Origin of the sequence: Burkholderia sp. Nafp2/4-1b (assembly GCF_003635165.1) — a bacterium.
GTDB lineage: Bacteria > Pseudomonadota > Gammaproteobacteria > Burkholderiales > Burkholderiaceae > Burkholderia.
The window spans coordinates 374,489-397,756 of sequence record NZ_ML058616.1 but is presented as its reverse complement, the minus strand read 5'-3'; the positions used below and the strand labels follow the sequence as shown (position 1 = coordinate 397,756).

General features: G+C 67.6%; 21 protein-coding genes and 2 tRNA genes. 17 read left to right on the top strand and 6 right to left on the bottom strand.

Annotation, left to right across the window (positions count from 1 at the left end; genetic code table 11):
- Positions 1-136: 136 nt before the first annotated feature.
- Positions 137-212, bottom strand: a tRNA-Lys gene (locus C7H84_RS25090).
- A 189-nt stretch (positions 213-401) separates the two neighbouring features.
- Here C7H84_RS25090 and C7H84_RS25085 point away from each other — a divergent pair.
- Entirely contained in the window at positions 402-806 is a 405-nt protein-coding gene (locus C7H84_RS25085) for a PaaI family thioesterase (RefSeq protein ID WP_121861278.1), read from the top strand.
- A gap of 8 nt (positions 807-814) precedes the next feature.
- Entirely contained in the window at positions 815-1,681 is an 867-nt protein-coding gene (locus C7H84_RS25080) for a patatin-like phospholipase family protein (RefSeq protein WP_121861277.1), read from the top strand.
- 73 nt (positions 1,682-1,754) lie between these two features.
- Here the strand turns inward: C7H84_RS25080 and C7H84_RS25075 are convergent, their stop codons facing one another.
- The gene (locus C7H84_RS25075) at positions 1,755-2,768 is read right to left on the bottom strand and encodes a D-2-hydroxyacid dehydrogenase family protein (RefSeq protein ID WP_121861276.1); all 1,014 of its coding nucleotides are present in this window, start codon (positions 2,766-2,768) and stop codon (positions 1,755-1,757) included.
- 424 nt (positions 2,769-3,192) lie between these two features.
- Between C7H84_RS25075 and C7H84_RS25070 the strand changes: the two genes are divergently transcribed.
- Complete coding sequence (locus C7H84_RS25070) at positions 3,193-4,242, top strand: LysR family transcriptional regulator (protein ID WP_121861275.1); 1,050 nt, start codon at positions 3,193-3,195, stop codon at positions 4,240-4,242.
- Positions 4,243-4,379: 137 nt separating this feature from the next.
- Here C7H84_RS25070 and C7H84_RS25065 read toward each other — a convergent pair whose 3' ends face one another.
- The 3 genes from C7H84_RS25065 to dprA form a co-directional block, all read right to left on the bottom strand.
- Positions 4,380-6,977 carry a DNA topoisomerase III gene (locus C7H84_RS25065; protein WP_121861274.1) on the bottom strand — a complete coding sequence of 866 codons (2,598 nt, stop codon included), beginning with the start codon at positions 6,975-6,977 and terminating at the stop codon, positions 4,380-4,382.
- A 201-nt stretch (positions 6,978-7,178) separates the two neighbouring features.
- Complete coding sequence (locus C7H84_RS25060) at positions 7,179-7,559, bottom strand: thioredoxin family protein (RefSeq protein ID WP_121861273.1); 381 nt, start codon at positions 7,557-7,559, stop codon at positions 7,179-7,181.
- Positions 7,560-7,595: 36 nt separating this feature from the next.
- On the bottom strand, positions 7,596-8,933 hold the full coding sequence (gene dprA / locus C7H84_RS25055) for a DNA-processing protein DprA (RefSeq protein ID WP_240462089.1): 1,338 nt from the start codon (positions 8,931-8,933) through the stop codon (positions 7,596-7,598).
- A 185-nt stretch (positions 8,934-9,118) separates the two neighbouring features.
- Between dprA and def the strand changes: the two genes are divergently transcribed.
- From def to C7H84_RS24985, 14 genes are all read left to right on the top strand, one after another.
- Entirely contained in the window at positions 9,119-9,622 is a 504-nt protein-coding gene (gene def / locus C7H84_RS25050; RefSeq protein ID WP_121861271.1) for a peptide deformylase, read from the top strand.
- A gap of 32 nt (positions 9,623-9,654) precedes the next feature.
- Positions 9,655-10,638, top strand: coding sequence for a methionyl-tRNA formyltransferase (fmt, locus tag C7H84_RS25045; protein ID WP_121861270.1), 984 nt, complete (start codon positions 9,655-9,657; stop codon positions 10,636-10,638).
- 110 nt (positions 10,639-10,748) lie between these two features.
- On the top strand, positions 10,749-11,390 hold the full coding sequence (locus tag C7H84_RS25040; RefSeq protein ID WP_121861269.1) for a LysE family translocator: 642 nt from the start codon (positions 10,749-10,751) through the stop codon (positions 11,388-11,390).
- Positions 11,391-11,489: 99 nt separating this feature from the next.
- Complete coding sequence (gene htpX / locus C7H84_RS25035; protein WP_121861268.1) at positions 11,490-12,347, top strand: zinc metalloprotease HtpX; 858 nt, start codon at positions 11,490-11,492, stop codon at positions 12,345-12,347.
- A 299-nt stretch (positions 12,348-12,646) separates the two neighbouring features.
- Complete coding sequence (gene rsmB / locus C7H84_RS25030; RefSeq protein WP_121861267.1) at positions 12,647-14,035, top strand: 16S rRNA (cytosine(967)-C(5))-methyltransferase RsmB; 1,389 nt, start codon at positions 12,647-12,649, stop codon at positions 14,033-14,035.
- Positions 14,032-14,622 (top strand): DUF4390 domain-containing protein, encoded by a 591-nt coding sequence (locus C7H84_RS25025; protein ID WP_121861266.1) that lies wholly within the window; start codon positions 14,032-14,034, stop codon positions 14,620-14,622. The genes rsmB and C7H84_RS25025 overlap by 4 nt, the downstream gene beginning before the upstream one ends.
- The gene (gene esaS / locus C7H84_RS25020; RefSeq protein WP_121861265.1) at positions 14,612-17,026 is read left to right on the top strand and encodes a sensor histidine kinase EsaS; all 2,415 of its coding nucleotides are present in this window, start codon (positions 14,612-14,614) and stop codon (positions 17,024-17,026) included. The genes C7H84_RS25025 and esaS overlap by 11 nt, the downstream gene beginning before the upstream one ends.
- Entirely contained in the window at positions 17,027-17,728 is a 702-nt protein-coding gene (gene esaR, locus C7H84_RS25015; protein WP_121861264.1) for a response regulator transcription factor EsaR, read from the top strand.
- A 62-nt stretch (positions 17,729-17,790) separates the two neighbouring features.
- Positions 17,791-17,866 (top strand) — tRNA-Phe (locus C7H84_RS25010).
- 351 nt (positions 17,867-18,217) lie between these two features.
- Positions 18,218-18,952 carry a 7-cyano-7-deazaguanine synthase QueC gene (gene queC, locus C7H84_RS25005; RefSeq protein ID WP_121861263.1) on the top strand — a complete coding sequence of 245 codons (735 nt, stop codon included), beginning with the start codon at positions 18,218-18,220 and terminating at the stop codon, positions 18,950-18,952.
- 73 nt (positions 18,953-19,025) lie between these two features.
- Complete coding sequence (gene queE, locus C7H84_RS25000) at positions 19,026-19,658, top strand: 7-carboxy-7-deazaguanine synthase (protein WP_121861262.1); 633 nt, start codon at positions 19,026-19,028, stop codon at positions 19,656-19,658.
- A gap of 18 nt (positions 19,659-19,676) precedes the next feature.
- Positions 19,677-20,129: a 6-carboxytetrahydropterin synthase QueD gene (gene queD / locus C7H84_RS24995; RefSeq protein ID WP_121861261.1), complete on the top strand. Its 453-nt coding sequence runs from the start codon at positions 19,677-19,679 to the stop codon at positions 20,127-20,129.
- 329 nt (positions 20,130-20,458) lie between these two features.
- Positions 20,459-21,244, top strand: coding sequence for an aldolase/citrate lyase family protein (locus tag C7H84_RS24990; protein ID WP_121861350.1), 786 nt, complete (start codon positions 20,459-20,461; stop codon positions 21,242-21,244).
- Positions 21,241-22,014, top strand: coding sequence for a tetratricopeptide repeat protein (locus C7H84_RS24985; protein ID WP_121861260.1), 774 nt, complete (start codon positions 21,241-21,243; stop codon positions 22,012-22,014). The genes C7H84_RS24990 and C7H84_RS24985 overlap by 4 nt, the downstream gene beginning before the upstream one ends.
- Before the next feature lie 100 nt (positions 22,015-22,114).
- Here C7H84_RS24985 and rodA read toward each other — a convergent pair whose 3' ends face one another.
- Positions 22,115-23,263 carry a rod shape-determining protein RodA gene (gene rodA / locus C7H84_RS24980; RefSeq protein WP_121861259.1) on the bottom strand — a complete coding sequence of 383 codons (1,149 nt, stop codon included), beginning with the start codon at positions 23,261-23,263 and terminating at the stop codon, positions 22,115-22,117.
- Positions 23,264-23,268 lie beyond the last annotated feature (5 nt).

Sequence of the window (23,268 nt, the reverse complement as noted above, 5' to 3'; positions counted from 1 at the left end):
GCGCATCGGCAAGGCATCAATGTGATGGCCTGTCGCGAGGGAGACGGGGAGAAGCCGGGCGGCGCCGGAAATGGCCGGAAGCGGCCGCAAATGGAAAAAGGCCGGTCAGCTTGCGCTGACCGGCCTTTGGAATTCCTGGTGGGGCGTGAGTGACTCGAACACTCGACCTACGGATTAAGAGTCCGCTGCTCTACCAACTGAGCTAACGCCCCCAACAGAAGAAAGATTATGCATGGGTATTTCGGTCTTGGCAAGTCCTTTCTCGAAATTTCCTCAAAATATTTCGTCGGGGCAACGGCGGCTGTCGACGCGGTAACGAGCCATCGCAGTTGGCCCGCTCCCGGTATGATGACGTCCACCTGTTGCGCGGCGGTCGCGCAACGCTTTCTGGGCATTCGAAGATGGACGAAAACGCAGTCCGCGAATTGCTGGATCGCCTGCTGGCCCCGTGGGTCCGCTCGCTGGGTCTGGTCCCCGTATCGATCGGCGACGACAGCGTCACGATGCGCCTGCCGTTCTCCGGCGAATTCCGTCACTCGGGCGGCATCATCTGCGGCCAGGTATTCACGGCCGCCGCCGACACCGCGATGGTGGTCGCGATCTCGGTTGCGCTTGGCGAATTCAAGCCGATGACGACCGTGTCGCTGAACACGAACTTCATGCGGCCGGTGCGCAAGGGCGACGTGCTCGTCACCGCGCGCGTGCTGCGCATGGGCCGCAACCTGGTATTCGGCGAAGTCGAGCTGTTCGACGAGGACGGCAAGATGGCCGTGCACGCGACGTCGACCTACGCGCTCGTCAGCTGAGCGGCGCGATGTTCGACCAGATCGTGTTCGCGGGCGGCGGCAATCGCTGCTGGTGGCAGGCCGGCTTCTGGGACGTCGCGCGCCCGGCGCTCGCGCTGCGTCCGCGCGTGATCGCCGGCATCTCGGCCGGCGCGGCGACCGCCTGCATGCTGTACACGCGCGACGCCGCGTGGGTGATGCGCTATTACGAAGAAGCGCTGCGCCACAACCGCAAGAACGCGTACTGGGGCAACCTGTTCGGGCGCGAGCCCGTGTTTCCGCATTACCGGATCTACCGGCAGGCGCTGCTCGACATCTACGGTGAGCCGTTCGCGCAGCTCGCCGACGCGCCGGAGATCCGCATCGGCGTGTCGCACGTGCCGCGCTGGCTCGGTGCGCGCAGCGCGGTCGCGGCGGGCCTCGTCGCGTACAACATCGAAAAGTACCTGCGCAAGACGCTGCATCCGACGCTCGGGCGGTCGCTCGGCTTTCGCCCCGAGTTCGTGCGCGCGCAGGCCTGCACGAGCGTCGACGAACTCGCCGACCTGATCCTGCAATCGTCGTGCACGCCGCCGTTCACGCCGGTGCTGCGGCGCGACGGCCGGCCGGTACTCGATGGCGGGATGGTCGACAACGTGCCGGTCGATGCGCTCGACGCGTCGCCGGGCGACGTGCTGGTGCTCGTCACGCGGCTGTATCCGCGCCCGCAGATGTTCACGGTCGCGCACGGCGACCAGCGGCGGCTCTATGTACAGCCGTCGAGCAAGGTGCCGATTTCCAGTTGGGATTACACGAGTCCGTCGCAGATGCGGCATGCGTACGATCTCGGACGGCGCGACGGCGAGCATTTCCTCACGCGCGTCGATGCGCTGACGGGCGGCCGCGTGGTCGCCTGAAGAGGGGCGGCGCCAGCCGGCGGACGGGCCGCGGCGAGCGTGGCCCGCGCCGGTCGACTCGGGTCGACTCCGGTCAGCGCACGCGGCGCGGCGTCAGCGCTTCCGGATTGACGACGCTCGACATGTCGCCCTGGTCGAATGCGAGGATGTTCCTGAACGCCGCGCTGAAATACAGCTCGTAGCTTTCGCGCTCGACATAGCCGATGTGCGGCGTGCAGATCACGTTTTCCATCCGCAGCAGGCTGTAGCCCTGCAGGATCGGCTCGCTCTCGAACACGTCGATCGCGACCATCCCCGGGCGGTTGTGCGACAGCGCGTTGACGAGCGCGTTTTCCTCGAGCAGCTCGGCGCGGCTCGTGTTGACGAGCAGCGACGTCGGCTTCATCCGCATCAGGTCTTCCTGCTTGACGATCCCGCGCGTGTCGTCGTGCATGCGCAGGTGCAGCGACAGCACGTCGCTCTGCTCGAACAGGGCTTCGCGGCTCTCGGCGGCCGTGTAGCCGTCGGCGCGCGCGGCCTCGAGCGAATGCTCGCGGCCCCAGATCAGCACGTTCATCCCGAACGCCTTGCCGTAGCCGGCGACCAGCCGGCCGATCTTGCCGTAGCCCCAGATGCCGAGCGTCTGGCCGCGCAGCACCTGGCCGAGGCCGAAGTTCGGCGGCAGTGCCGACGTCTTCAGGCCCGACTGCTGCCATGCACCCTGCTTCAGGTTCGCGACGTACTGCGGAATGCGGCGCTGGGCGGCCATCACGAGCGCCCAGGTCAGTTCGGCCGGCGCGACCGGCGAGCCGGTGCCTTCGAGCACCGCGATGCCGCGGTCGGTACACGCTTCGAGGTCGATGTGGGTCGAGATGCGGCCGGTCTGGCTGATCATGCGCAGGTTCGGCAGCTTGGCGAGCAGTTGCGACGAAATCGGCGTGCGCTCGCGAATCAGCACGAGCGCCTCGACTTCCGCGAGACGGCTCGCGAGTTGCCCCAGGCCACGCACCGTGTTGTTGAAGACCTTCACGTCGTGCTCGGCGAGCATCTCGAAGCAGTTCAGCTTGCGGACGGCGTCCTGGTAGTCGTCGAGGATGGCAATTTTCATGGTCAGCAGGAGTCGCGCGTTGAAAGCGGCAGGGGCGGCGGCGCAGGTCGCGCACCGTCCCGCCCGGCCGGGGCCGACATGATGCTACGCCGGGCTCCGTCGTGGTGTCTTTTTAACAGGTTGTTACGCTCCGCCGCAATCGGCGCCGGCCTGATCCGGCGCCGCTTCCGGCCGATGCGGCGGGCTGCGCTGTTGTGTCGCATCAAACAGGTCCTTTCTGATTCGACCGTTAACGCGACCAGGTTCACCCAATTGTTGCTTCAATCAGAATAATTGGATCATCCCTTCGCGATGGGTGAGGATTTTTGACTATTTTTATCGCTAACACCTACGTTGTTGAGCAACTCTGCATCATTTCCGCTGTCGTAGGAGAATTACGCATTTGCTTCATCTTTTTGAAGTTGTAACAGCGGCAGGAGTCGTTATGGATCATTTGCAGTCGATGCGCGTGTTCGTCAAGGTTGCAGATCTCGGCAGTTTTGCGCGGGCCGCGAGTGCAATGGATATCTCCAACGCGGTCGCGACGCGTCACGTCGCCGACCTGGAAGGCCGGCTGGGCACGCGGTTGCTGAACCGCACCACGCGCAGCCTTTCGCTGACGGAGTCGGGCCAGGTCTATCTGGAGCGGGCGCGCCAGATTCTCGATGAGCTCGAGGATGTCGAACAGATGGTGGTGGCGCGCAATCACGAGCCGGTCGGCACGTTGCGCATCGTCGCGCCCGTCGTGTTCGGCCTGCACAACCTTGCTCCCGTCCTGCAGTCGTACACGGAGAATTTCCCGAAAGTGGTGCCGGATCTGACGCTGGTTGATCGCCAGGTCGATCTCGTCGAGGAAGGTTTCGACGTCGGTATCGTCGTCACGCGCCAGATGCGCAGCGCAAGCATCGTCACGCGGCGCCTGACCACGGGCTGCATGACCGTGTGCGCGACGCCGAGCTATCTGGAAAAGCACGGCGTGCCGACCCACCCGGAACAGCTCGCCGAGCACCCGGCACTGAGCCTGCCGACCGAATACTGGGGCGACGAGCGCGTGTTCACGGGGCCGGACGGCGAAGTGCGCGTGCGCCCGACCAACGTGATCGTCGCGAACAACACCGCGATGCTGCGCCAGTTCGCGCTGCTCGGGATGGGCGTTGCGATCCTGCCGAGCTACCTGATCGGCAGCGACATCGCGCGCGGCGCGCTGGTGCGCCTGCTGCCGGATTTCCGGCTGCCGCAGGTGGAGATCAACATCGCATACCCGAGCCGGCGCCATTTGCCCGCGAAGGTGCGCACGTTCATCGATCACCTCGTCGAGTATTTCAGCCACTCGACCGACGCGATGATCGGCGAACAGTGGGTCGCACAGGGGGCGGCGCCTGCGCCGCTCGGCGTCGAAATGCGGGCCGAGACGCCCGAATCGAGCGACCCGAACCTGCAGCCGCGCCTCGCCCGTTCGGCGCGCCCGCGCGTCGCGGTGCCGTCGCCGCTGTAACGGCGCGGCGGCCGCGCGCCAATCGCGTCGGCACAAATAAAAACGCGGATCGAGTGATCGATCCGCGTTTTTTATTGCCGTTCGGCCAGCGTAGGCCGTGACAGGGAGCGCCGGGGAGCACCCCGGCGCTGGGCGCGTTACGAGCCCGTCTTGCGCGCCGTCGTCTTGCGAGCGGCCGTCTTGCGCGCCGGTGCCGGCTTCTCGTCGGCGCCTTCCGTCACGGTTTCGGCATCCTTCGTCGCCGATTTCGCCGTCTTCTTCGCGGCCGCGGCCTTCGGCTCCTTCTTCTCGAACTCGAAGCCGATCTTGCCGTCCGGCTGCTTCACGAGGAACGCCTTGAAGTTGCGGCCCGTGCGCGACGACTTGAAGCCGGGCAGCAGATCCGTGCGGCCGTCGGCGAGCAGCTTGGCCATTTGCTCGCGCGTGATTTCCTGCTGCAGGATCACCTTGCCCGAGCGGAAGTCGCAGGTCTTCGGATTCGCGACCGAGTGCTCGCACACGTAGCTCATCCCGTGCTCGAACACGCGGCCATTGCACTTCGGGCACGCGCCGACCGGTTCCTGCGCGGAGAAGTCGGGCGCTTCGCCTTCCTCGCCGCCCTGGTCCTGGCCGAAGTCGAACTCGAGCTTGTAGTTCTTCGTTTCGTCGTCGAACGACAGCTTCAGGATCGCCGAGAACGGGCGGCCCATCTTGCTGCGGAAACCGGACAGCGGGCCGATGGTTTTCTCCCGCAGCAATTCCTCGACTTCCGCGATCTCGAACTGCCGGCTGCCCGGGATCTTCGAAATGGAGAACTCGCACTTCGTGCACGCGAAGCGGCGGTAGTTTTCCTTCACCTGGCCGCCGCAGTTCGGGCACGGCGTCTCGAGCGTCGCGTAATCGCCGGGGATCGTGTCGGAATCGTATTCCTTCGCGCGCTTGACGATCTGCTGCGTCATGCGGGCGATTTCCTGCATGAACGCGTCGCGCCCGAGGTTGCCGCGCTCCATCTGCGACAGCTTGTACTCCCATTCGCCGGTGAGTTCGGGCGCGGTCAGTTCCTTCACGCCGAGCCCGCGCAGCAGCGTCATCAGCTGGAATGCCTTCGCGGTCGGGATCAGCTCGCGGCCTTCGCGCACGAGATACTTCTCGCCGAGCAGGCCTTCGATGATCGCCGCGCGCGTGGCCGGCGTGCCGAGCCCCTTCGCGGCCATCGCCTCGCGCAGCTCGTCGTCCTCGACGAGCTTGCCCGCGCCTTCCATCGCGGACAGCAGCGTCGCTTCCGAGTAGCGTGCGGGCGGCTTCGTCACCAGCGCGACGGCGGCGATCTCGTCCGTCTTCACCTTCTCGTCCTTCTGCACCGGCACGAGGTTCGCATCCGCGCCTTCGGCGTCGCGGCCGTACACCTGCAGCCAGCCCGGCTCGACGAGCACCTTGCCTTCGGTCTTGAAGTGATGGCCGGCGACTTCGGTGATCCGCGTCGTGACGCGGAATTCGGCCGCCGGGAAGAACACCGCGAGGAAACGCTTCACGACCAGGTCGTACAGCTTCTGCTCCGGCTCGGACAGCGATTTCGGCGCCTGCAGCGTCGGGATGATTGCAAAGTGGTCGCTGATCTTCGAGTTGTCGAAGATCCGCTTGTTCGGCTTCACCCAGCCCTTGTCGAGCACCTGCTTCGCATGCGGCAGATAGTTGTTGCTCTCCTTGAGCATCTCGAGCGTGGACTCGACCGTCGACAGATAGTCTTCCGGCAGCGCCCGCGCGTCGGTACGCGGGTAGGTCAGCACCTTGTGCTTTTCATACAGCGCCTGGGCGAGGCCGAGCGTGTTCTTCGCGGAGAAGCCGAAGCGGCCGTTCGCCTCGCGCTGCAGGCTGGTCAGGTCGAACAGCAGCGGCGACAGTTGCGTCGACGGCTTCGATTCCTCGGACACCGTGCCGACCTGGTCGCGGCAGGCCGCGACGATCGTTTCGGCGGCCGGCAGGCTCCAGAGGCGCGAGTCGCGCTTTTCCGGATCGAATTCGTCGCGCTTGAATTTCGGGTCGTACCACCGGCCTTCGTAGAAGCCGCCCGCGCATGCGAATTCGGCCTTCACCTCCCAGTAGTCGCGCGGGATGAAGCGGCGGATTTTCTCTTCGCGTTCGACGACGATCGACAGCGTTGGCGTCTGAACACGCCCGACGGTCGTCAGGAAGAAGCCGCCGCCCTTGCTGTTGAACGCGGTCATCGCGCGCGTGCCGTTGATCCCGACGAGCCAGTCGGCTTCCGAGCGGCAGCGGGCGGCGTCGGCGAGCGGCTGCATGTCCGCGTCGCTGCGCAGGTTCGCGAAACCGTCGCGGATCGCCTGCGGCGTCATCGATTGCAGCCACAGCCGCTGGACCGGCTGTTTCGCCTTCGCGTGCTGCGCGATCAGGCGGAAAATCAGCTCGCCTTCGCGCCCCGCGTCACATGCGTTGATCAGGCGGTCGACGTCCTTGCGCTTCATCAGCTTGGTGAGCACCTTGAGGCGCGATTCGCTTTTTGCGATCGGGTTCAGGTCGAAATGCGGGGGGATGACGGGCAGATGAGCGAAGCTCCATTTCCCGCGCTTGACCTCGTACTCTTCCGGGGCGGCGATTTCCAGCAGGTGGCCGACCGCCGACGACAGGACGAATTCGTCGCTTTCGAAGTATTCGTCATGCTTGGTAAAGCCGCCCAAAGCGCGCGCGATGTCGTTCGCGACAGAAGGCTTTTCCGCAATGATCAGAGCTTTGGACATGACAGGTGTGTGTTGGTAGACCGGGTACGCCGGTGTGGGTCCCTTTAACGACGGCTTTATAGCACACGCGGCGGCGACGGCGGCTCGGCGTGCAAAAAAGCGGCCCATCATAGAGGGGGGCTGTCGCGGCGGCAAGCGCCCGGCGCGGCGGCACGCGCAACGGCGCAAAAAGCCGCCCGGGCCGCCCCGGCCGGTGCGCGGTTACGCCTCGACGTTCAGGATGTTGCGCAATTTCGGTGCGTGCGGCGCGCCGGGTACCGCGCTCAGGTCGGACAGCATCCGCTCGACGATCGCCGCGTGCGGCAGCACCGTGCCGAAGAAGCGGGCGGTGTTCGCGTCCTCGATCAGGATCGTCGGGAAATTCTCGACGTCGAGATCGTCGAGCCGGTCGGCGTGGGTTTCGATGTCGATCCACGCGAAGCAGGCGTCGGGATGGGCGTCGGCGAGCTGGTCGAAGGCCGTCCGGTAGTCGCGGCAGGTGCCGCACCAGTCGGCGCACAGGCAGGCGACCAGCAGCGTGGCGGGATCGGCGAGGCGCTCGGCGATCCGATCGGCGTCGGTGTCGAGATTCAGCGCGGGCATGGAATTCCTTGGATATCGTCGGCGGCACGGCCGCTCCTATGCGGGGGAATGTAGCACGCCGGACGAGGGCGGGGTGGCAGCGGCGGGCGACACGTCGAGCCGTGCGAAGCGCCCGCCGGGCACGCTGGCGACGCGGCCGGCCAGTTCCAGTGCGAGGAGCGCGCGGTGCAGCACGTCGTCGGCGAGGCCGCTGTGCTCGGCGAGCCACTCGTACGTCACGGGGCCGTATCCCAGCGCGGCGAGTACGGATCGTTCAGCCGGGCTGTCGGGCGGCGCTCGTTCGGTTCGCGCGGCCTCGCCTGCTGCCGGAATGGCGAAATCCTCCTTCGCAACGTGCTCGCGCGGGCGTTGGCCGGTCGTGCCGGCTGCGTCACCGTTATCGGGGCATGAACGCGGATCCGCGGCGGCGGCGTGGCTGACGTGCCGCGCCGGCTCGTCCAGCCCGTATTCCTCGAGCACGTCGAGCGGCGTCGCGGTGAGCTTCGCGCCGTCGCGGATCAGCGCGTGGCAGCCCTGCGCGAGCGGCGCGTGGATCGAGCCCGGCATCGCGAACACGTCGCGGCCCAGTTCGTTCGCGAGCCGCGCGGTGATCAGCGAGCCGGAGCGCGGCGCGGCTTCGACGACGAGCGCGCCGAGCGCTAGCGCGGCGATCAGCCGGTTGCGCTGCGGGAAATGCGACGCCCGTGCGGGCGTGCCGAGCGGCCATTCCGACACGATCGCGCCGCGTGCGGCGATCTCGTGCGCGAGCGGGCGGTGCCGGGCCGGATAGACGAGGTCGGCACCTGTCGCGATCACCGCGATCGTGCCGGCGCGGCCGTCGAGCCCGCCGCGATGCGCGGCGCCGTCGATACCGAGCGCGAGGCCGGAGACGATCGCGAGCCCCGCGTCGGACAGCGCCTGCGCGAAACGCGTGGCGTCGGCGAGCCCTTGCGGCGTTGCGTGACGGCTGCCGACCACCGCGAGCGCACGGGTATGCAGCAACTCGAGCCTGCCCTTTACATATAGCAGCGGCGGCGGATCGTGCAGGTCGCGCAACCGTGGCGGATAGCACGGATCGGTGAGCGCGACGATCGCGTTGCCGGGCGCATCGAGCCACGCGAGCGCGGCGTCGGTGCGCGCGTCGAGGTCGTCCCGCTCGCTGGCGCGCACCGCCCGTGCGGCGGCAGCGCTGCTCGCCGCGCCGATCGCCTGGTCGGACGCGCGCAGCAGCGCCGCGGGCGAGCCGAATGCGTCGAGCAGCGCGAGCAGCACCGCGGGCGAAAGGCCCGGCGCGTGGGCGAGCTGCAGCCACGCGCGCAGCGCGGAGGGAGTCAGCGCTTGCGGCGACATGAGGTGCCCCTCGAATGCGACGGCCAGCGAAGCGCGTGGCGCCATGATAAAATTTTCATCATCCGAAATACTCGACAGGGCCGCGCGCCAAGGCGTCCGGCCGATTGCAGGAGGCATGACCTGCGGCGTTGACATGCCGCGTGTCCGCCTCATCTTCATTGCATCCCGGCAATGGCGCCAGCCGGCCGGATGGCCGATGCGGCGTGCCGCTCCACCGAATACCGAACACCATGGCTTTGCTGAACATTCTTCATTACCCCGACAAGCGACTGCACAAGGTCGCCAAGCCCGTCGACAAGGTCGACGACCGGATCCGCAAGCTCGTCGCAGACATGGCCGAAACCATGTACGCCGCGCCGGGCATCGGCCTGGCGGCGACGCAGGTCGACGTGCATGAGCGCGTGATCGTGATCGACGTCTCCGAGGAGAAGAACGAGCTGCGCGCGTTCATCAATCCGGAGATCATCTGGTCGAGCGACGAGAAGCAGATCTACGAAGAGGGTTGTCTCTCGGTGCCGGGGATCTACGACGAGGTCGAGCGCCCTGACCACGTCCGCGTGCGTGCGCTCAACGAGCACGGCGAGACCTTCGAGCTCGATTGCGAGGGCCTGCTGGCCGTGTGCGTGCAGCACGAGATGGATCACCTGATGGGGCGCGTGTTCGTCGAATACCTGTCGCCGCTGAAGCAGACCCGCATCAAGACGAAGATGAAGAAACTCGAACGCGCGATGTGACGCGCGTTCGCCAAGCCCTCTCGAACGCTTTCATGACCCATACGTTGCGCGTGATTTTTGCCGGCACGCCGGAATTCGCCGCGGCCGCACTCGCCGCGATCCACGAGGCCGGTTTTCCGGTTCCGCTCGTGCTGACCCAACCCGATCGCCCCGCCGGGCGCGGGATGAAACTGCAGGCGAGCGCCGTGAAGCGCTATGCCGTCGAGCACGGGATGCCCGTTGCGCAGCCGCCGTCGCTGCGCCGCGCGGGCAAGTACCCGGCCGAGGCCGCCGACGCGATCGAGCTGCTGCGCACGACCCCGCACGACGTAATGGTGGTCGCCGCGTACGGCCTGCTGCTGCCGCAGGAAGTGCTCGACATTCCGCGCGCCGGCTGCATCAACATCCATGCGTCGCTGCTGCCGCGCTGGCGCGGCGCGGCGCCGATCCACCGCGCGATCGAGGCCGGCGACGCCGAGACGGGCGTCACGCTGATGCAGATGGACGTCGGCCTCGACACCGGCGCGATGATCGAGGAAGCGCGTCTTGCAATCGCGCCCGACGACACGACCGCGACGCTGCACGACCGGCTGGCCGCCGACGGCGCGCGGCTGATCGTCGACGCGCTGGTGCGGCTCGAGCGCGACGGTACGCTGCCGGCCATCGCGCAGCCGGCCGACGGCGTGACCTATGCGGAAAAGATCGGCAAGCACGAAGCGGCGCTCGACTGGCGCAAGCCGGCCGACGTGCTCGCGCGCCAGGTGCGCGCGTTCGACCCGTTCCCCGGCGGCGTCGCGACGCTCGACGGCGCGGCGATCAAGCTGTGGGCGGCCGAGCCCGTGGCGGCGCGCGGCGATGCGGCGCCCGGGACGATCGTCGAAGCCGCGCCGGAAGGCGTAGTGGTCGCGTGCGGCAGCGGCGCGCTGCGCGTCACGCAGCTGCAGAAGCCGGGCGGCAAGCGGCTGCCCGCGCGCGAATTCCTGGCCGGCTCGCCGCTCGCCGCGGGCCAGCGCTTCGCGTTGCCCGACGCGGCCTGACCGTCATTCGACACGGCATCCGGGCCGCGCGCAATCGGCCGAATGGCCGAGTCGCGCGGCGCGGCAGGCGCGCGTAGAATTTCCCTGCGCTTTCCGGTTTCGAGGTTCTCATGCTTGGCATCACCGATTTCGGCTTCTTCGTGCTCGCGGTCTTTCTGCTGAACGTCACGCCCGGCCCCGATACGGCGTACATCGTCGGCCGCAGCGTCGCGCAGGGCCGTGGCGCGGGGCTGATGTCGGCGCTCGGCATCTCGGCCGGCTGCTGCGTGCATGCGCTCGCGTGCGCGTTCGGGCTGACCGCGTTGCTCGCGGCGTCGGCGGCCGCGTTCACGGTGATCAAGCTGGTCGGCGCCGCCTATCTGATCTACCTCGGCGTGCGCATGCTGCTCACGACGCAGGCCGCCGCGCCGGCGGGTGGCGAGGCGGCGCGGGCCACGGCCGCGAAGCCGCTGCGCCAGTTGTTCATGCAGGGTTTCTGGACCAACGTGCTGAACCCGAAGGTCGTGCTGTTCTTCGTGTCGTTCTTCCCGCAGTTCGTGTCGCCCGACAGCCCGCGCAAGGCGCTGGCGTTCCTGGCCCTCGGATCGGTGTTCGTCGTGATGAGCACGATCTGGACCTGTATCGTCGCGTGGGTCGCGGGCAGCGTCACGCAACGCTTTTCCGGCAAGCCGGGCGTCAAGAAGTGGCTCGATCGCACGGTCGGCAGCGCGTTCGTCGGCCTCGGGCTGCGGCTCGCGGCGGCGCAACGCTGAGATTGAATTTTTCCGGCGAGACCTTATCTAACAGATCGCTTACAATTTTCCGCCGCGCCTGTGACGTGCGGCGGGTCCCCTGACGGATAAGGAGTGGGTATGTTCAATTGGGTCAAAACGGCGATGCTGATGGCCGCGATCACGGCCCTGTTCATCGTGATCGGCGGGATGATCGGCGGGTCGCGCGGCATGACGATCGCGCTGCTGTTCGCGCTCGCCATGAATTTCTTCTCGTACTGGTTCTCCGACAAGATGGTGCTGCGCATGTACAACGCGCAGGAAGTCGACGAGAGCACGGCGCCGCAGTTCTACCGGATGGTGCGCGAGCTCGCCACGCGCGCGAACCTGCCGATGCCGCGCGTCTACCTGATCAACGAGGACGCGCCGAACGCGTTCGCGACGGGCCGCAACCCCGAGCACGCGGCGGTCGCCGCGACGACGGGCATCCTGCGCGTGCTGTCCGAGCGCGAGATGCGCGGGGTGATGGCGCACGAGCTCGCGCACGTTAAGCACCGCGACATCCTGATCTCGACGATCACCGCGACGATGGCCGGCGCGATCTCGGCGCTGGCGAACTTCGCGATGTTCTTCGGCGGGCGTGACGAAAACGGCCGTCCGGCCAACCCGATCGCGGGGATCGCGGTCGCGCTGCTCGCACCGATCGCCGGCGCGCTGATCCAGATGGCGATTTCGCGGGCGCGTGAATTCGAGGCCGACCGCGGCGGCGCGCAGATTTCCGGCGATCCGCAGTCGCTCGCCACCGCGCTCGACAAGATCCATCGCTATGCGGCCGGCATTCCGTTCCAGGCGGCCGAAGCGCATCCGGCCACCGCGCAGATGATGATCATGAACCCGCTGCACGGCGGGGGCCTGCAGAACCTGTTCTCGACGCACCCCGCGACCGAGGAGCGCATTGCGCGCCTGATGGAGATGGCGCGTACCGGCCGCTTCGACTAACGTCGGGCAATCCCGGGCCCGCCGCACGGCCATTGCCGCGCGCGAGTGCCACCCAGCCACCCCGCATGCTTCGCGCTGCGGGGTGTTTCATTTCTGCGCGCGGTAATGCGATAACGCGAAACGCGGCAGCGCGGTAAAGGGGCCAAAGGCGCCGCGTGGCTGCACGCTACAATGCGCGGTTTGGGATCGCGCGGCCTCGCCGCCGCGATCCCATCGTTTGCCGTCTGTGTTTGCAGTGCCCGTTTGTCGCGCCTGTTTGCTGCGCCCGTTTGCCGCGCTTGATTGCCGATCCCGTTCCGATGACACGAACCCGTTCCTCCGCTTCGACTTCCTCCGGCCGCGCTGCGCGCCTGTCCGCGCTGCGTCTCGCGCCCGATTCGCTGGGCTTCGCGCTCGATGCGGCCGCGCAGGCAGTCGATGCGGTGCGGCGCGGCACTGCGTTGCCGGCGGCGCTGGCCGCGGTGTTCGCGCAGATGCCGGTCGGTGCGCAGGCGCTCGCGCGCGGTGCGACGCAGGACGTCGCATACCGGACGATGCGTCGGCTCGGCAGCGCGGACTGGCTGATCGGCCGGCTCGTCGGCAAGGCGCCGCCCGCGCACGTGCACGCGGTGCTCGCCGCCGCGCTCGCGCTGATGCTCGATCCGGAGGAGACGGCCGCGTATCCGGCGTTCACGATCGTCGACCAGGCCGTGACCGTGATCGGCGCGCGGCGCGAATACGCGTTCGCGAAGGGGCTGGTCAACGCGGTGCTGCGCCGTTTCCAGCGTGAGCGCGACGCACTCGTCGCGGCGCTGCAGGACGATCCGGTCGCGCGCTGGAATTACCGCACGTGGTGGGTGGACGCGGTGAAGCGCGCATGGCCCGACGCCTGGCAGGCGATCCTCGCGGCGGGCGACCGGCAGGGGCCGCTGGCGCTGCGCGTGAACGCGCGCCGCGCGAGCGTCGATGCGTATCTCGACACGCTGCGCGAACACGGCATCGACGCGCGCGCGATCGGCCGCCATGCGGTGCGGCTTGCGTCGGCGCTGCCGGTCGATCGCATTCCGGGCTTCGCCGACGGCGTCGTGTCGGTGCAGGATGCCGGCGCGCAGCTCGCGGCCGAATGGCTCGGTGCGCGCGACGGCATGCGCGTGCTCGACGCGTGCGCGGCACCGGGCGGCAAAACCGGCCACATCCTCGAGCTGGCCGACGCGGAAGTGGTTGCGCTCGAAAGCGATGGGGCCCGCGCGGCGCGCATCGGCGAGAACCTCGCGCGGCTGTCGCTCGCGGCGGACGTGCGCGTCGGCGACGCAGGCGCGCCGGACGCGTGGTACGACGGCTGTCCGTTCGATCGCATCCTGGCCGACGTGCCGTGCTCGGCGTCCGGCATCGTGCGTCGCCATCCCGACATCCGCTGGCTGCGCCGCGAAACCGACATCGCCGCGCTCGTCGCGGAACAGCGTCGCATCCTGAGCGCGCTGTGGCCGCTCGTGAAGCCGGGCGGCGAACTGCTCTACGTGACCTGTTCGATCTTCCCCGAAGAAGGCGAATTGCAGGCCCGCTGGTTTGAAGCGGCCTGTGAAGATGCGGTACGATTGGACGCGCCCGGCCAACTGCTGCCGGGCGGCGTGCACGGCGGGGCGGCCGGCGCACTCGACCAGAACACCGATCACGACGGATTTTTCTACGCGCGGTTTCAGAAACGGTGACGATCAAACACCTTTTTCCATTTCGGCTCGCGGTGCTCCTGCTGGTCGCGCTGGCGCTGTGCCTGGCTGTCGTTCGGCCGGCGCGTGCCGAGTCGATCGCCGTGCAGCGCGCATCGCTGCAGGCTGACGGAAGCGGCTGGAGCCTCGATGCGCGCTTCGACTTCGAGCTGAATTCGAACCTCGAGGATGCCGTCAACAAGGGCATCCCGCTTTACTTCACGACGGACTTCGACCTGAGCCGCGCGCGCTGGTACTGGTTCGACGAGCAGCCGGTGTCGGTGTCGCAGACGATCCGCCTGTCGTTCCAGCCGCTCACGCGCGAGTACCGCGTGTCGACGGGCGGGCTGCAACTCGGCTTCCCGTCGCTGAAGGATGCGCTGGCGGTTGTCCGCCACATCACGTCGTGGCACGTGATCGACCGCAATCAGGTGCGCACCGGCGAAACCTATACGGCCTCGGTGCGCATGCAGCTCGACACGGCGCTGATGCCGAAGCCGTTCCAGGTCGACGCGGTGAACAACCGCGACTGGACGCTCGGGTCCGACTGGAAGCGCTTCAACTTCACGGTGACCGAACGTGCTAAATAAAGTACGCCGCGCGGCCAGCGGGAAGAGCCTCCTCATTCGCGTGATCGTCTCGACCGTCGCGATCACCGCATTGCTGCTGCTCGTGCTGCTCGCGGCCGCGAGCGCGAACACCGAATTCTTCGACCGCTACTACTCGTGGCTGTACGCGATGAACATCATCGTCGCGCTCGTGTTCCTGCTGGTGGTGCTCGGGCTGATCGGGATGATCGTCGTGCGCCTGAGGAAGGGCAAGTTCGGCACGCGGCTGCTCGCGAAGCTCGCGGTGTTCTTCGCGCTCGTCGGCGTGGTGCCTGGCGGGATCATCTACATCGTGTCGTACCAGTTCGTGTCGCGCAGTATCGAGTCGTGGTTCGACGTGAACGTCGAGACGGCGCTGACGGCCGGTCTGAACCTCGGCCGCGGGATGCTCGACGCGTCGCTGTCCGACCTCCAGACGAAGGCGCGGATGATGTCCGACCAGCTCGCGAGCGTCGATGTGAACACGAACGGCACGACGCTCACGCTGCTGCGCCTGCGCGACCAGTTCGGCGTGCAGGACGCGACGATCGTCGAGCCGAGCCGCGGCGGCTCCGGCGCGGCACCCGACCTGCACATCGTTGCGCAGGCATCGGGCAATTTCGCTGCGCTGATTCCCGACGACCTGCCGACGCCCTTGATGCTGAGCCAGGCCCGCGAGCACGGCGCATACGCGGCGATCGAGGGCGAAGTGGACGGCGACCCGAGCGCGCACGGTGCGAAGGGCGCGCTACGATTGCGCGTCGTGCGGCCGATTCCCGACGCGACGACGTCGCTGCTGCAGCCGGCGGAGCGATTCCTGCAGCTCACGCAGCCGGTGCCGCCCGCGCTCGCGCACAACGCCGACGCGGTGCAGCGCGCGTATCGCGAGTACCAGGAAAAAGCGCTCGGCCGCACCGGTTTGCGCAAGATGTACATCGGCACGCTGACGCTCGCGCTGTTCCTCGCGACCTTCATCGCGATGATGCTCGCGCTCGCGCTCGGCCAGCAGCTCGCGCGGCCGCTGTTCCTGCTCGCGCAGGGCACGAAGGAAATCACGGAAGGCGACTACACGCCGAAGCGCGAGATCAAGTCGCGCGACGAGCTCGGCTTCCTCACGCAGTCGTTCAACGCGATGACGCGCCAGCTGTCCGAGGCGCGGCTCGCGGTCGAGAAGAACCGGGTCGCGCTCGAGCATTCGAAGACGTATCTCGAGAGCATCCTCGCGAACCTGACTGCCGGCGTGTTCGTGCTCGACCGCCAGTTCCGGCTGACGACGGCCAACCGCGGCGCCGAGCGCATTTTCCGGCAGCCGTTCGGTTCGATGATCGGCACGGCGCTCGACCGGATCGGCGTCGTCGCGGAATTCGGCGCGATGGTGCGCAAGGCGTTCGCCGATCGCGAAGCGGCGTCCGACGGCGGCAGCGGCGATCGCGGCCACTGGCAGCAGCAGTTCGCGGTCGAAGTGCCGGGCGAAGCCGATCCGCTCACGCTGCTCGTGCGCGGCACGCGCCTCGTGTCGACGGTCGAAGGCGAGGCCGACGATCCGCAAACGTCCGGCTACGTCGTCGTGTTCGACGACATCTCCGACGTGATTTCCGCGCAGCGTTCGGTCGCGTGGGGCGAGGTCGCGCGACGGCTCGCGCACGAGATCAAGAATCCGCTGACGCCGATCCAGCTGTCGGCCGAGCGGCTGCAGATGAAGCTCTCCGACAAGCTCGCGCCGAGCGATGCGGACGTGCTCAAGCGCGGCGCGACGATGATCGTCAACCAGGTGGCCGCGATGAAGCGGATGGTCGACGACTTCCGCGAATATGCGCGCACGCCGCCGGCGGTGCTCGCGAACCTGCAGCTGAACGAGCTGGCGAGCGAGGTGCTCGGGCTGTATGGTGTCGGCGAAGGCAAGAGCGCGATCGTCGCGGAACTCGCGCCGTCGCTGCCGGTGATCCGTGGCGACGCGACGCAACTGCGCCAGGTGATTCACAACCTGCTGCAGAACGCGCAGGATTCGGTCGCGGAAGTCGCGCATCCGCGTGTGTTGATCGAAACCAAGACAGTAGAATATGGCGACCCCGACGCCGAGGGCAAAACGCGCGTCGCGGTACGTCTGACCGTGTCCGACAACGGGCCCGGTTTTCCGGCACGCATCCTGACCCGTGCGTTCGAGCCTTACGTGACGACGAAGGCGAAGGGCACGGGGCTCGGGTTGGCCACGGTCAAGAAAATCGTCGACGAGCACGGCGCGCGGATCGATCTGCGCAATCGCATGCACGGCGAGACCGTCGAGGGTGCGCAGGTGTCGATCCTGTTCCTGCAGATGGCGAGCGATACGCCAGGCGCCGAACATGGCGCGCAGGGCGGGACGGCTCCCGCTAAGACAAAAGCAAGTGTGCAGACAAAGGCAGCGTAAATGGCAACCATCCTGGTGGTAGATGATGAAATGGGCATCCGGGAATTGCTCTCGGAAATCCTCAGCGATGAAGGACATGTCGTCGAGGCGGCGGAGAACGCGCAGGCCGCGCGGGAATACCGGCTGAATCAGGCGCCCGATCTCGTGCTGCTCGATATCTGGATGCCCGATACCGACGGCGTCACGCTGCTCAAGGAATGGGCGGCGCAGGGCCTGTTGACGATGCCGGTGATCATGATGTCCGGGCACGCGACGATCGACACGGCCGTCGAGGCAACGAAGATCGGTGCGCTCGACTTCCTCGAAAAGCCGATCGCGCTGCAGAAGCTGCTGAAGTCGGTCGAGCACGGTCTCGCGCGCGGCGCGGCACCGGTGTCCGCCAACGCGGCCGCGAAGGCCGGTGGCGGTCAGGCGTCGGGGCCGGCGGCGGTCGCGTCCGCGGCCGCGCTGCCGACGCTCGGCGACGACATGGCGGCGGCGCTCGGCCTCGCGGGCCAGACGGCCGCGATTCCGTTCGACATTCCGTTGCGCGAAGCGCGCGACGCGTTCGAGCGCGCGTACTTCGAATATCACCTCGCGCGCGAGAACGGCAGCATGACGCGCGTCGCGGAAAAGACGGGCCTCGAGCGCACGCACCTGTATCGCAAGCTCAAGCAGCTGGGCGTCGAGCTCGGCAAGAAGCCGTCGGAAGGCGCCGCATAAAAATATTTCGCCAAAACCCTTGCGCAAGTGTCGATGGGTGGATATACTTTCTCTTCTTCGTTGGCCCGGTAGCTCAGTTGGTAGAGCAGCGGATTGAAAATCCGCGTGTCGATGGTTCGATTCCGTCCCAGGCCACCAGCATTTAAAACCCCAAGAATCGGAAGGTTCTTGGGGTTTTTCGTTTGTGGTGGGTATCGCGTGTCGTGGGCGGCGTGCCCGGCAGCATTCGCCGGGGCATGATAAAATCCGTGCCCGCTCAATGACTTAGCGCATCGCTTCAAGCAGCACGGCTGGCAGCCCGCAGGCGCCGCCGTGACGCGCGGCAACGATGCCGGCGCGATGGGCGGTATAAGCGCGCCGCCGCGTTTGCGGCCGAGCGCGCTGCCTATACTGGTCGAGCCGGCGCAGGCCGGCCGCGTCGGGCCGCCCGGCGGCAGCCGGCCCCGGGGCGCAGTGCGACGCGAGCCTACACATTCACGGAGTATCACGGTGATTCGGACAGACGCTAAAGACGGCGCGCTCGTGTTGTTTTCCGGCGGGCAGGACTCGGCCACGTGCGTGGCCTGGGCCCTGGAACGCTACCAGACGGTCGAGACGCTCGGCTTCGATTACGGCCAGCGCCACCGCGTCGAACTCGAATGTCGCGAAGGCGTGCGCGACGCACTGAAGCATCAATTTCCCGCGTGGGCCGGCCGTCTCGGCGACGATCACATGATCGACCTGTCGGTGCTCGGCGCGATCAGCGATACCGCGATGACGCGCACGATCGAGATCGAGACCACGGCGAACGGCTTGCCGAACACGTTCGTGCCGGGCCGCAACCTGCTGTTCATGACGATCGCGGCCGCGATCGCCTATCGCCGCGGCTTGCGCGTGCTGGTCGGCGGGATGTGCGAGACCGACTTCTCGGGCTACCCCGACTGCCGCGACGATACGATGAAGGCGCTGCAGGTCGCGCTGAACCTCGGGATGGACACGCGCATCGTGCTCGAGACGCCGCTGATGTGGCTCGACAAGGCGCAGACCTGGCAACTCGCCGAGCAGCTCGGCGGCGAGGCGCTCGTCGAGCTGATTCGCGTCGAGACGCATACGTGCTACGTGGGCGAGCGCGCGGAACTGAACGACTGGGGCTTCGGCTGCGGCGAATGCCCGGCCTGCAAGCTGCGCAAGCGCGGCTACGAGGCCTACCTGAAGGGCGAGCGGGTGACCGAAGCGCCGCTGTGACGCGGCTGCCCGGCACGGTGAATGAACAACGGATTCTGATCGACAACGAGCGGCGCGAGCCGGACGAAGCACGATGACTTACGCGGTCAAGGAAATTTTCTACACGTTGCAGGGCGAGGGCGCGAACGCGGGCCGGCCGGCCGTGTTCTGCCGGTTCGCCGGCTGCAATCTGTGGTCGGGCCGCGAAGAGGATCGTGCGGAGGCCGTGTGCCGCTTCTGCGATACCGACTTCGTCGGCACCGACGGCGAGAACGGCGGCAAGTTCAAGGATGCCGAAGCGCTCGTCGCGACGATCGCCGGCCTGTGGCCGGACGGCGAGGCGCACCGCTTCGTCGTCTGCACGGGCGGCGAGCCGATGCTGCAGCTCGACCAGCCGCTCGTCGACGCGCTGCACGCGGCGGGCTTCGAGATCGCGATCGAGACCAACGGCTCGCTGCCGGTGCTCGAGACGATCGACTGGATCTGCGTGAGCCCGAAGGCCGACGCGCCGCTCGTCGTCACGAAAGGCAACGAACTGAAGATCGTGATCCCGCAGGACAACCAGCGGCTCGCCGACTACGCGAAGCTCGATTTCGAGTATTTTCTCGTGCAGCCGATGGACGGCCCGTCGCGCGACCTCAACACGAAGCTCGCGATCGACTGGTGCAAGCGGCATCCGCAGTGGCGGCTGTCGATGCAGACCCACAAATACCTGAACATTCCCTGAGCCCCGGCTTTTGACATCGTGCTGATTACCCGAAAACTCGAATTCGACGCGGGCCACCGCATTCCCGATCACCGCAGCCAGTGCCGCAACCTGCACGGCCATCGCTACGTGCTCGAAGTCACGCTGCGCGGCGATCTCGTCGATACCGAGGGGGCGCCCGACCGCGGCATGGTGATGGATTTCGCCGACGTGAAGGCGCTCGCGGTCGAGCACCTCGTCAACAAGTGGGACCACGCGTTCCTGGTCTACGCGCGCGACGAAGTCGTGCGCTCGTTCCTCGAGCAGATGGCCGACCACAAGACCATCGTGCTCGACCGGATCCCGACCGTCGAGAACCTCGCGGCGATCGCGTTCGACATCCTCTCGAACGTGTACGACGCGCACTACGGCGTGAACCTGCGCCTCGAGCGCGTGCGCCTGTACGAAACGCCGAACTGCTGGGCCGACGTCGAGCGCGACCCGGCTCGCTGACGTTCCGCTGCCGGCCCGCGCGTTCGCGCGGCTGCCGGCCGGCGGTCGCCCGCCATGCGGTGCGCGATCGGGCCCGCGCGGCACCCGCCCGGCACCACTTCCCGCCTGATTCCCCATCCGCTTGTCGCCGCGCTATGATCGTTGCGTGGCACCGGCAAGCGCGCGCGTGCGGCCTCGCGCGGCCCGTGCTGTCAGATCGGTCGTCCAGCGCCGACCAACGTTCCTGGGTGCGGCCCGGCGCAGCCGCCGTGCTGCGCTGCACGACGCGTTGCCGCTTCCGCCTGTTGCTTGTCCCGTTCGATTGCCGTTCCGTCCAGGAGGCCGTATCGATGAGCACGCTCACCAATTCCCTCAAGCAACGTCTGCACGACGGCGATGAGCCGCTGTACGGCCTGTGGCTGTCGCTCGGCTGCGATTCGGCCACGGAAGCGCTCGCGCATGCCGGTTACGACTGGCTCTGCATCGACATGGAGCACGCGCCGAACGACAGTCGCGACGTCGCGTCGCAACTGCGCGCGCTGGCCGCCGCGCATCTGCCGAGCGAGCCCGTCGTGCGCGTGCCGGGGCGCGAGCCGTGGCTCGTGAAGCGCGCGCTCGACGCCGGTGCGCGCACGCTGATGTTCCCGTGCATCGAGACGCCCGACGACGCCGCGCACGCGGTGCGGCTCACGCGCTTTCCGTCGCCGGATTCCCCGGACGGGCTGCGCGGTGTCGCCGGCATGGTGCGCGCGGCGGCGTACGGCATGCGCCGCGATTACCTGCAGACGGCGAACGCGCAGGTCGCGGTGATCGTGCAGATCGAATCGGCGCGCGGTATCGACGAAGTGGAGCGGATCGCCGCGACGCCGGGCGTCGACTGCCTGTTCGTCGGCCCGGGCGATCTGGCGGCGAGCCTCGGGCATCTCGGCGACAGCCGTCACCCGGATGTCGAAACCGCGATGGCGCGCGTGCTCGCGGCCGGCAAGCAGGCCGGCGTTGCCGTCGGCATCTTCGCGAGCGATACGGCCACTGCGCGCCAGTATCGCGAGGCCGGCTACCGGATGATCACGCTGTCGGCCGACGTCAGCTGGCTGCTGCGCGCGACGCGCCAGGCGCTGCAGGAGGTGCGGTCATGAAGGGCGGCGGTGCGGTTTCACGCTCCGCGCGCTGCGTGGCCGGCGCGTGCGGGCGGATCGGCGCGCTGCTCGCGCTGTGGGTCGTGTGTGTCGCGGCGGTCGCGCAGAATGCGCCCCATGCGAAGCCCGATCCGGCGCGCGAGACCCAATCGGCGGTGGCCGACTACAACGCGGGCGATTATCGCGCGGCGCTGGTGCAGTTTCACGACGCGGCCGAGCGCGGCGACCGGCTCGCGCAGTTCAACTACGCGATGATGCTGCTCACCGGCGTCGGCGTGACCGCGAACGTCGACGAAGGGCTGCGCTGGCTGAAGCGGGCCGCCGACGCGAACATGTCGCATGCGCAGTACGTATACGGGCGGATGTTCGACGACGGCGAGTTCGTCGCACGCAATCCGGCCGAAGCGCACCGCTGGTTCCTGCGTGCGGCGAAGCAGGGGCACGTGCAGGCCGAGCTGTCGCTCGCGAACCAGTTCCTCGACGGGCGCGGCACGCCGCGCGACAACCGCCAGGCGTTCACGTGGTACAAGCAGGCGGCCGACGCGGGCGAGCCGACCGCGCAGTACGTGACGGCTTCGTTCTACGAGCGCGGCGGCGACGGCGTCACGCAGAACCTGAACATCGCGCGGGCGTATTACGCGGCCGCGGCCGCGCAGGGCGACGAGACGGCCGGACTGAAATTCAAGGAGCTGAGCGCACGGCTGAAGACGCCGGAGCCGGCATCGGGCGCCGGCGCGAGCCCGGGGAGCCCGCGCGCGACGCCGCAGTGAGCGAGCCGCGCCCGCTGGTGGTTTCCATCGGCTCAATGAAAAACGGCGCCGAGGCGCCGTTGTTCATTGCTGCGACTGCGTGCGATTACGTGCCGCCCGGTCAGCTCTTCATCAGCCGCCGCTGTCGTCCGACGCTCATGATCATGCCGATCGCGACGCCGAGCGTCGCGAGTGCGGTGCCGCCGTAACTCATGAACGGCAACGGCACGCCGACCACCGGCAGCACGCCGCTCACCATCCCGATATTGACGAACGCATAGACGAAGAACGCGAGCGTGAGCGAGCCTGCGAGCAGCCGGCCGAACAGCGTCGCGCCCTGCGCGGCGATGTAGAGCCCGCGTGCGATCAGCGCCATGTACAGCGTCAGCAGCACGAGGCCGCCGGCGAGCCCCCATTCTTCGGAGAACACCGCGAAGATGAAGTCGGTATGTTTCTCCGGAATGAATTCGAGGTGGGCCTGCGTGCCCTTCAGGTAGCCCTTGCCGAGCGCGCCGCCGGAGCCGATCGCGATCACGGCCTGGATCGTGTGGAAGCCCTTGCCGAGCGGGTCGGAAGTCGGGTCGAGCAGCGTGCACACGCGGTGCTTCTGGTAGTCGTGCATCAGCGGCCACTGCACTTCGGGCTGGCAGATGCGCTCTTCGAACACGGCGATCGAGCCCACCGCGATCACGCCCGCGACGAGCACCGGCACGATCAGCTTGAACGACAGGCCGGCGAGATAGATCACGAAGAAGCCGGCTGCGAACACGAGCAGGCCGGTGCCGAGGTCGGGCTGCTTCGCGATCAGGCCGACCGGCACCATCAGGATCCCGAACGCCGCGATGAAGTCGTACCAGCGCAGTCCGCCTTCGCGGCGCTGGTAGTACCACGCGAGCATCAGCGGGGTCGCGATCTTGAGGATTTCCGACGGCTGGATCACGACGCCGACGTTCAGCCAGCGCTTCGCGCCCTTCTTGGTCATCCCGAACAGCGCGACCGCGACCAGCAGCGCGACCCCGAACGTGTAGAGCGGGACCGCGAAGCGCATCAGCGTGGTGGGTGGAATGTTGGCGATCACCCACATCAGCACGAACGTCAGCAGGATGTTGCGCAACTGGTCTTCCACGCGGCCGGGCATGTCGATCGCCGCGCTGTACAGCGTGACGATGCCGACGCACAGCAGCAGGAACACGATGAGGGCGAGCGGGCGGTCGAAGCCCGCGAACATCTGCTTGATCTTGTCGAGCCAGGCGCGCTTGTCGAATTGCATGCCTT

What these genes read in the sequence shown, in the direction of transcription:
- C7H84_RS25085 (WP_121861278.1), top strand. Translation starts at nt 402, where the DNA reads ATGGACGAAAACGCAGTCCGCGAATTGCTGGATCGCCTGCTGGCCCCG.
- C7H84_RS25080 (WP_121861277.1), top strand. Translation starts at nt 815, where the DNA reads ATGTTCGACCAGATCGTGTTCGCGGGCGGCGGCAATCGCTGCTGGTGG.
- C7H84_RS25075 (WP_121861276.1), bottom strand. Translation starts at nt 2,768, where the DNA reads ATGAAAATTGCCATCCTCGACGACTACCAGGACGCCGTCCGCAAGCTG.
- C7H84_RS25070 (WP_121861275.1), top strand. Translation starts at nt 3,193, where the DNA reads ATGGATCATTTGCAGTCGATGCGCGTGTTCGTCAAGGTTGCAGATCTC.
- C7H84_RS25065 (WP_121861274.1), bottom strand. Translation starts at nt 6,977, where the DNA reads ATGTCCAAAGCTCTGATCATTGCGGAAAAGCCTTCTGTCGCGAACGAC.
- C7H84_RS25060 (WP_121861273.1), bottom strand. Translation starts at nt 7,559, where the DNA reads ATGCCCGCGCTGAATCTCGACACCGACGCCGATCGGATCGCCGAGCGC.
- dprA (WP_240462089.1), bottom strand. Translation starts at nt 8,933, where the DNA reads ATGGCGCCACGCGCTTCGCTGGCCGTCGCATTCGAGGGGCACCTCATG.
- def (WP_121861271.1), top strand. Translation starts at nt 9,119, where the DNA reads ATGGCTTTGCTGAACATTCTTCATTACCCCGACAAGCGACTGCACAAG.
- fmt (WP_121861270.1), top strand. Translation starts at nt 9,655, where the DNA reads ATGACCCATACGTTGCGCGTGATTTTTGCCGGCACGCCGGAATTCGCC.
- C7H84_RS25040 (WP_121861269.1), top strand. Translation starts at nt 10,749, where the DNA reads ATGCTTGGCATCACCGATTTCGGCTTCTTCGTGCTCGCGGTCTTTCTG.
- htpX (WP_121861268.1), top strand. Translation starts at nt 11,490, where the DNA reads ATGTTCAATTGGGTCAAAACGGCGATGCTGATGGCCGCGATCACGGCC.
- rsmB (WP_121861267.1), top strand. Translation starts at nt 12,647, where the DNA reads ATGACACGAACCCGTTCCTCCGCTTCGACTTCCTCCGGCCGCGCTGCG.
- esaR (WP_121861264.1), top strand. Translation starts at nt 17,027, where the DNA reads ATGGCAACCATCCTGGTGGTAGATGATGAAATGGGCATCCGGGAATTG.
- queE (WP_121861262.1), top strand. Translation starts at nt 19,026, where the DNA reads ATGACTTACGCGGTCAAGGAAATTTTCTACACGTTGCAGGGCGAGGGC.
- C7H84_RS24990 (WP_121861350.1), top strand. Translation starts at nt 20,459, where the DNA reads ATGAGCACGCTCACCAATTCCCTCAAGCAACGTCTGCACGACGGCGAT.
- C7H84_RS24985 (WP_121861260.1), top strand. Translation starts at nt 21,241, where the DNA reads ATGAAGGGCGGCGGTGCGGTTTCACGCTCCGCGCGCTGCGTGGCCGGC.
- rodA (WP_121861259.1), bottom strand. Translation starts at nt 23,263, where the DNA reads ATGCAATTCGACAAGCGCGCCTGGCTCGACAAGATCAAGCAGATGTTC.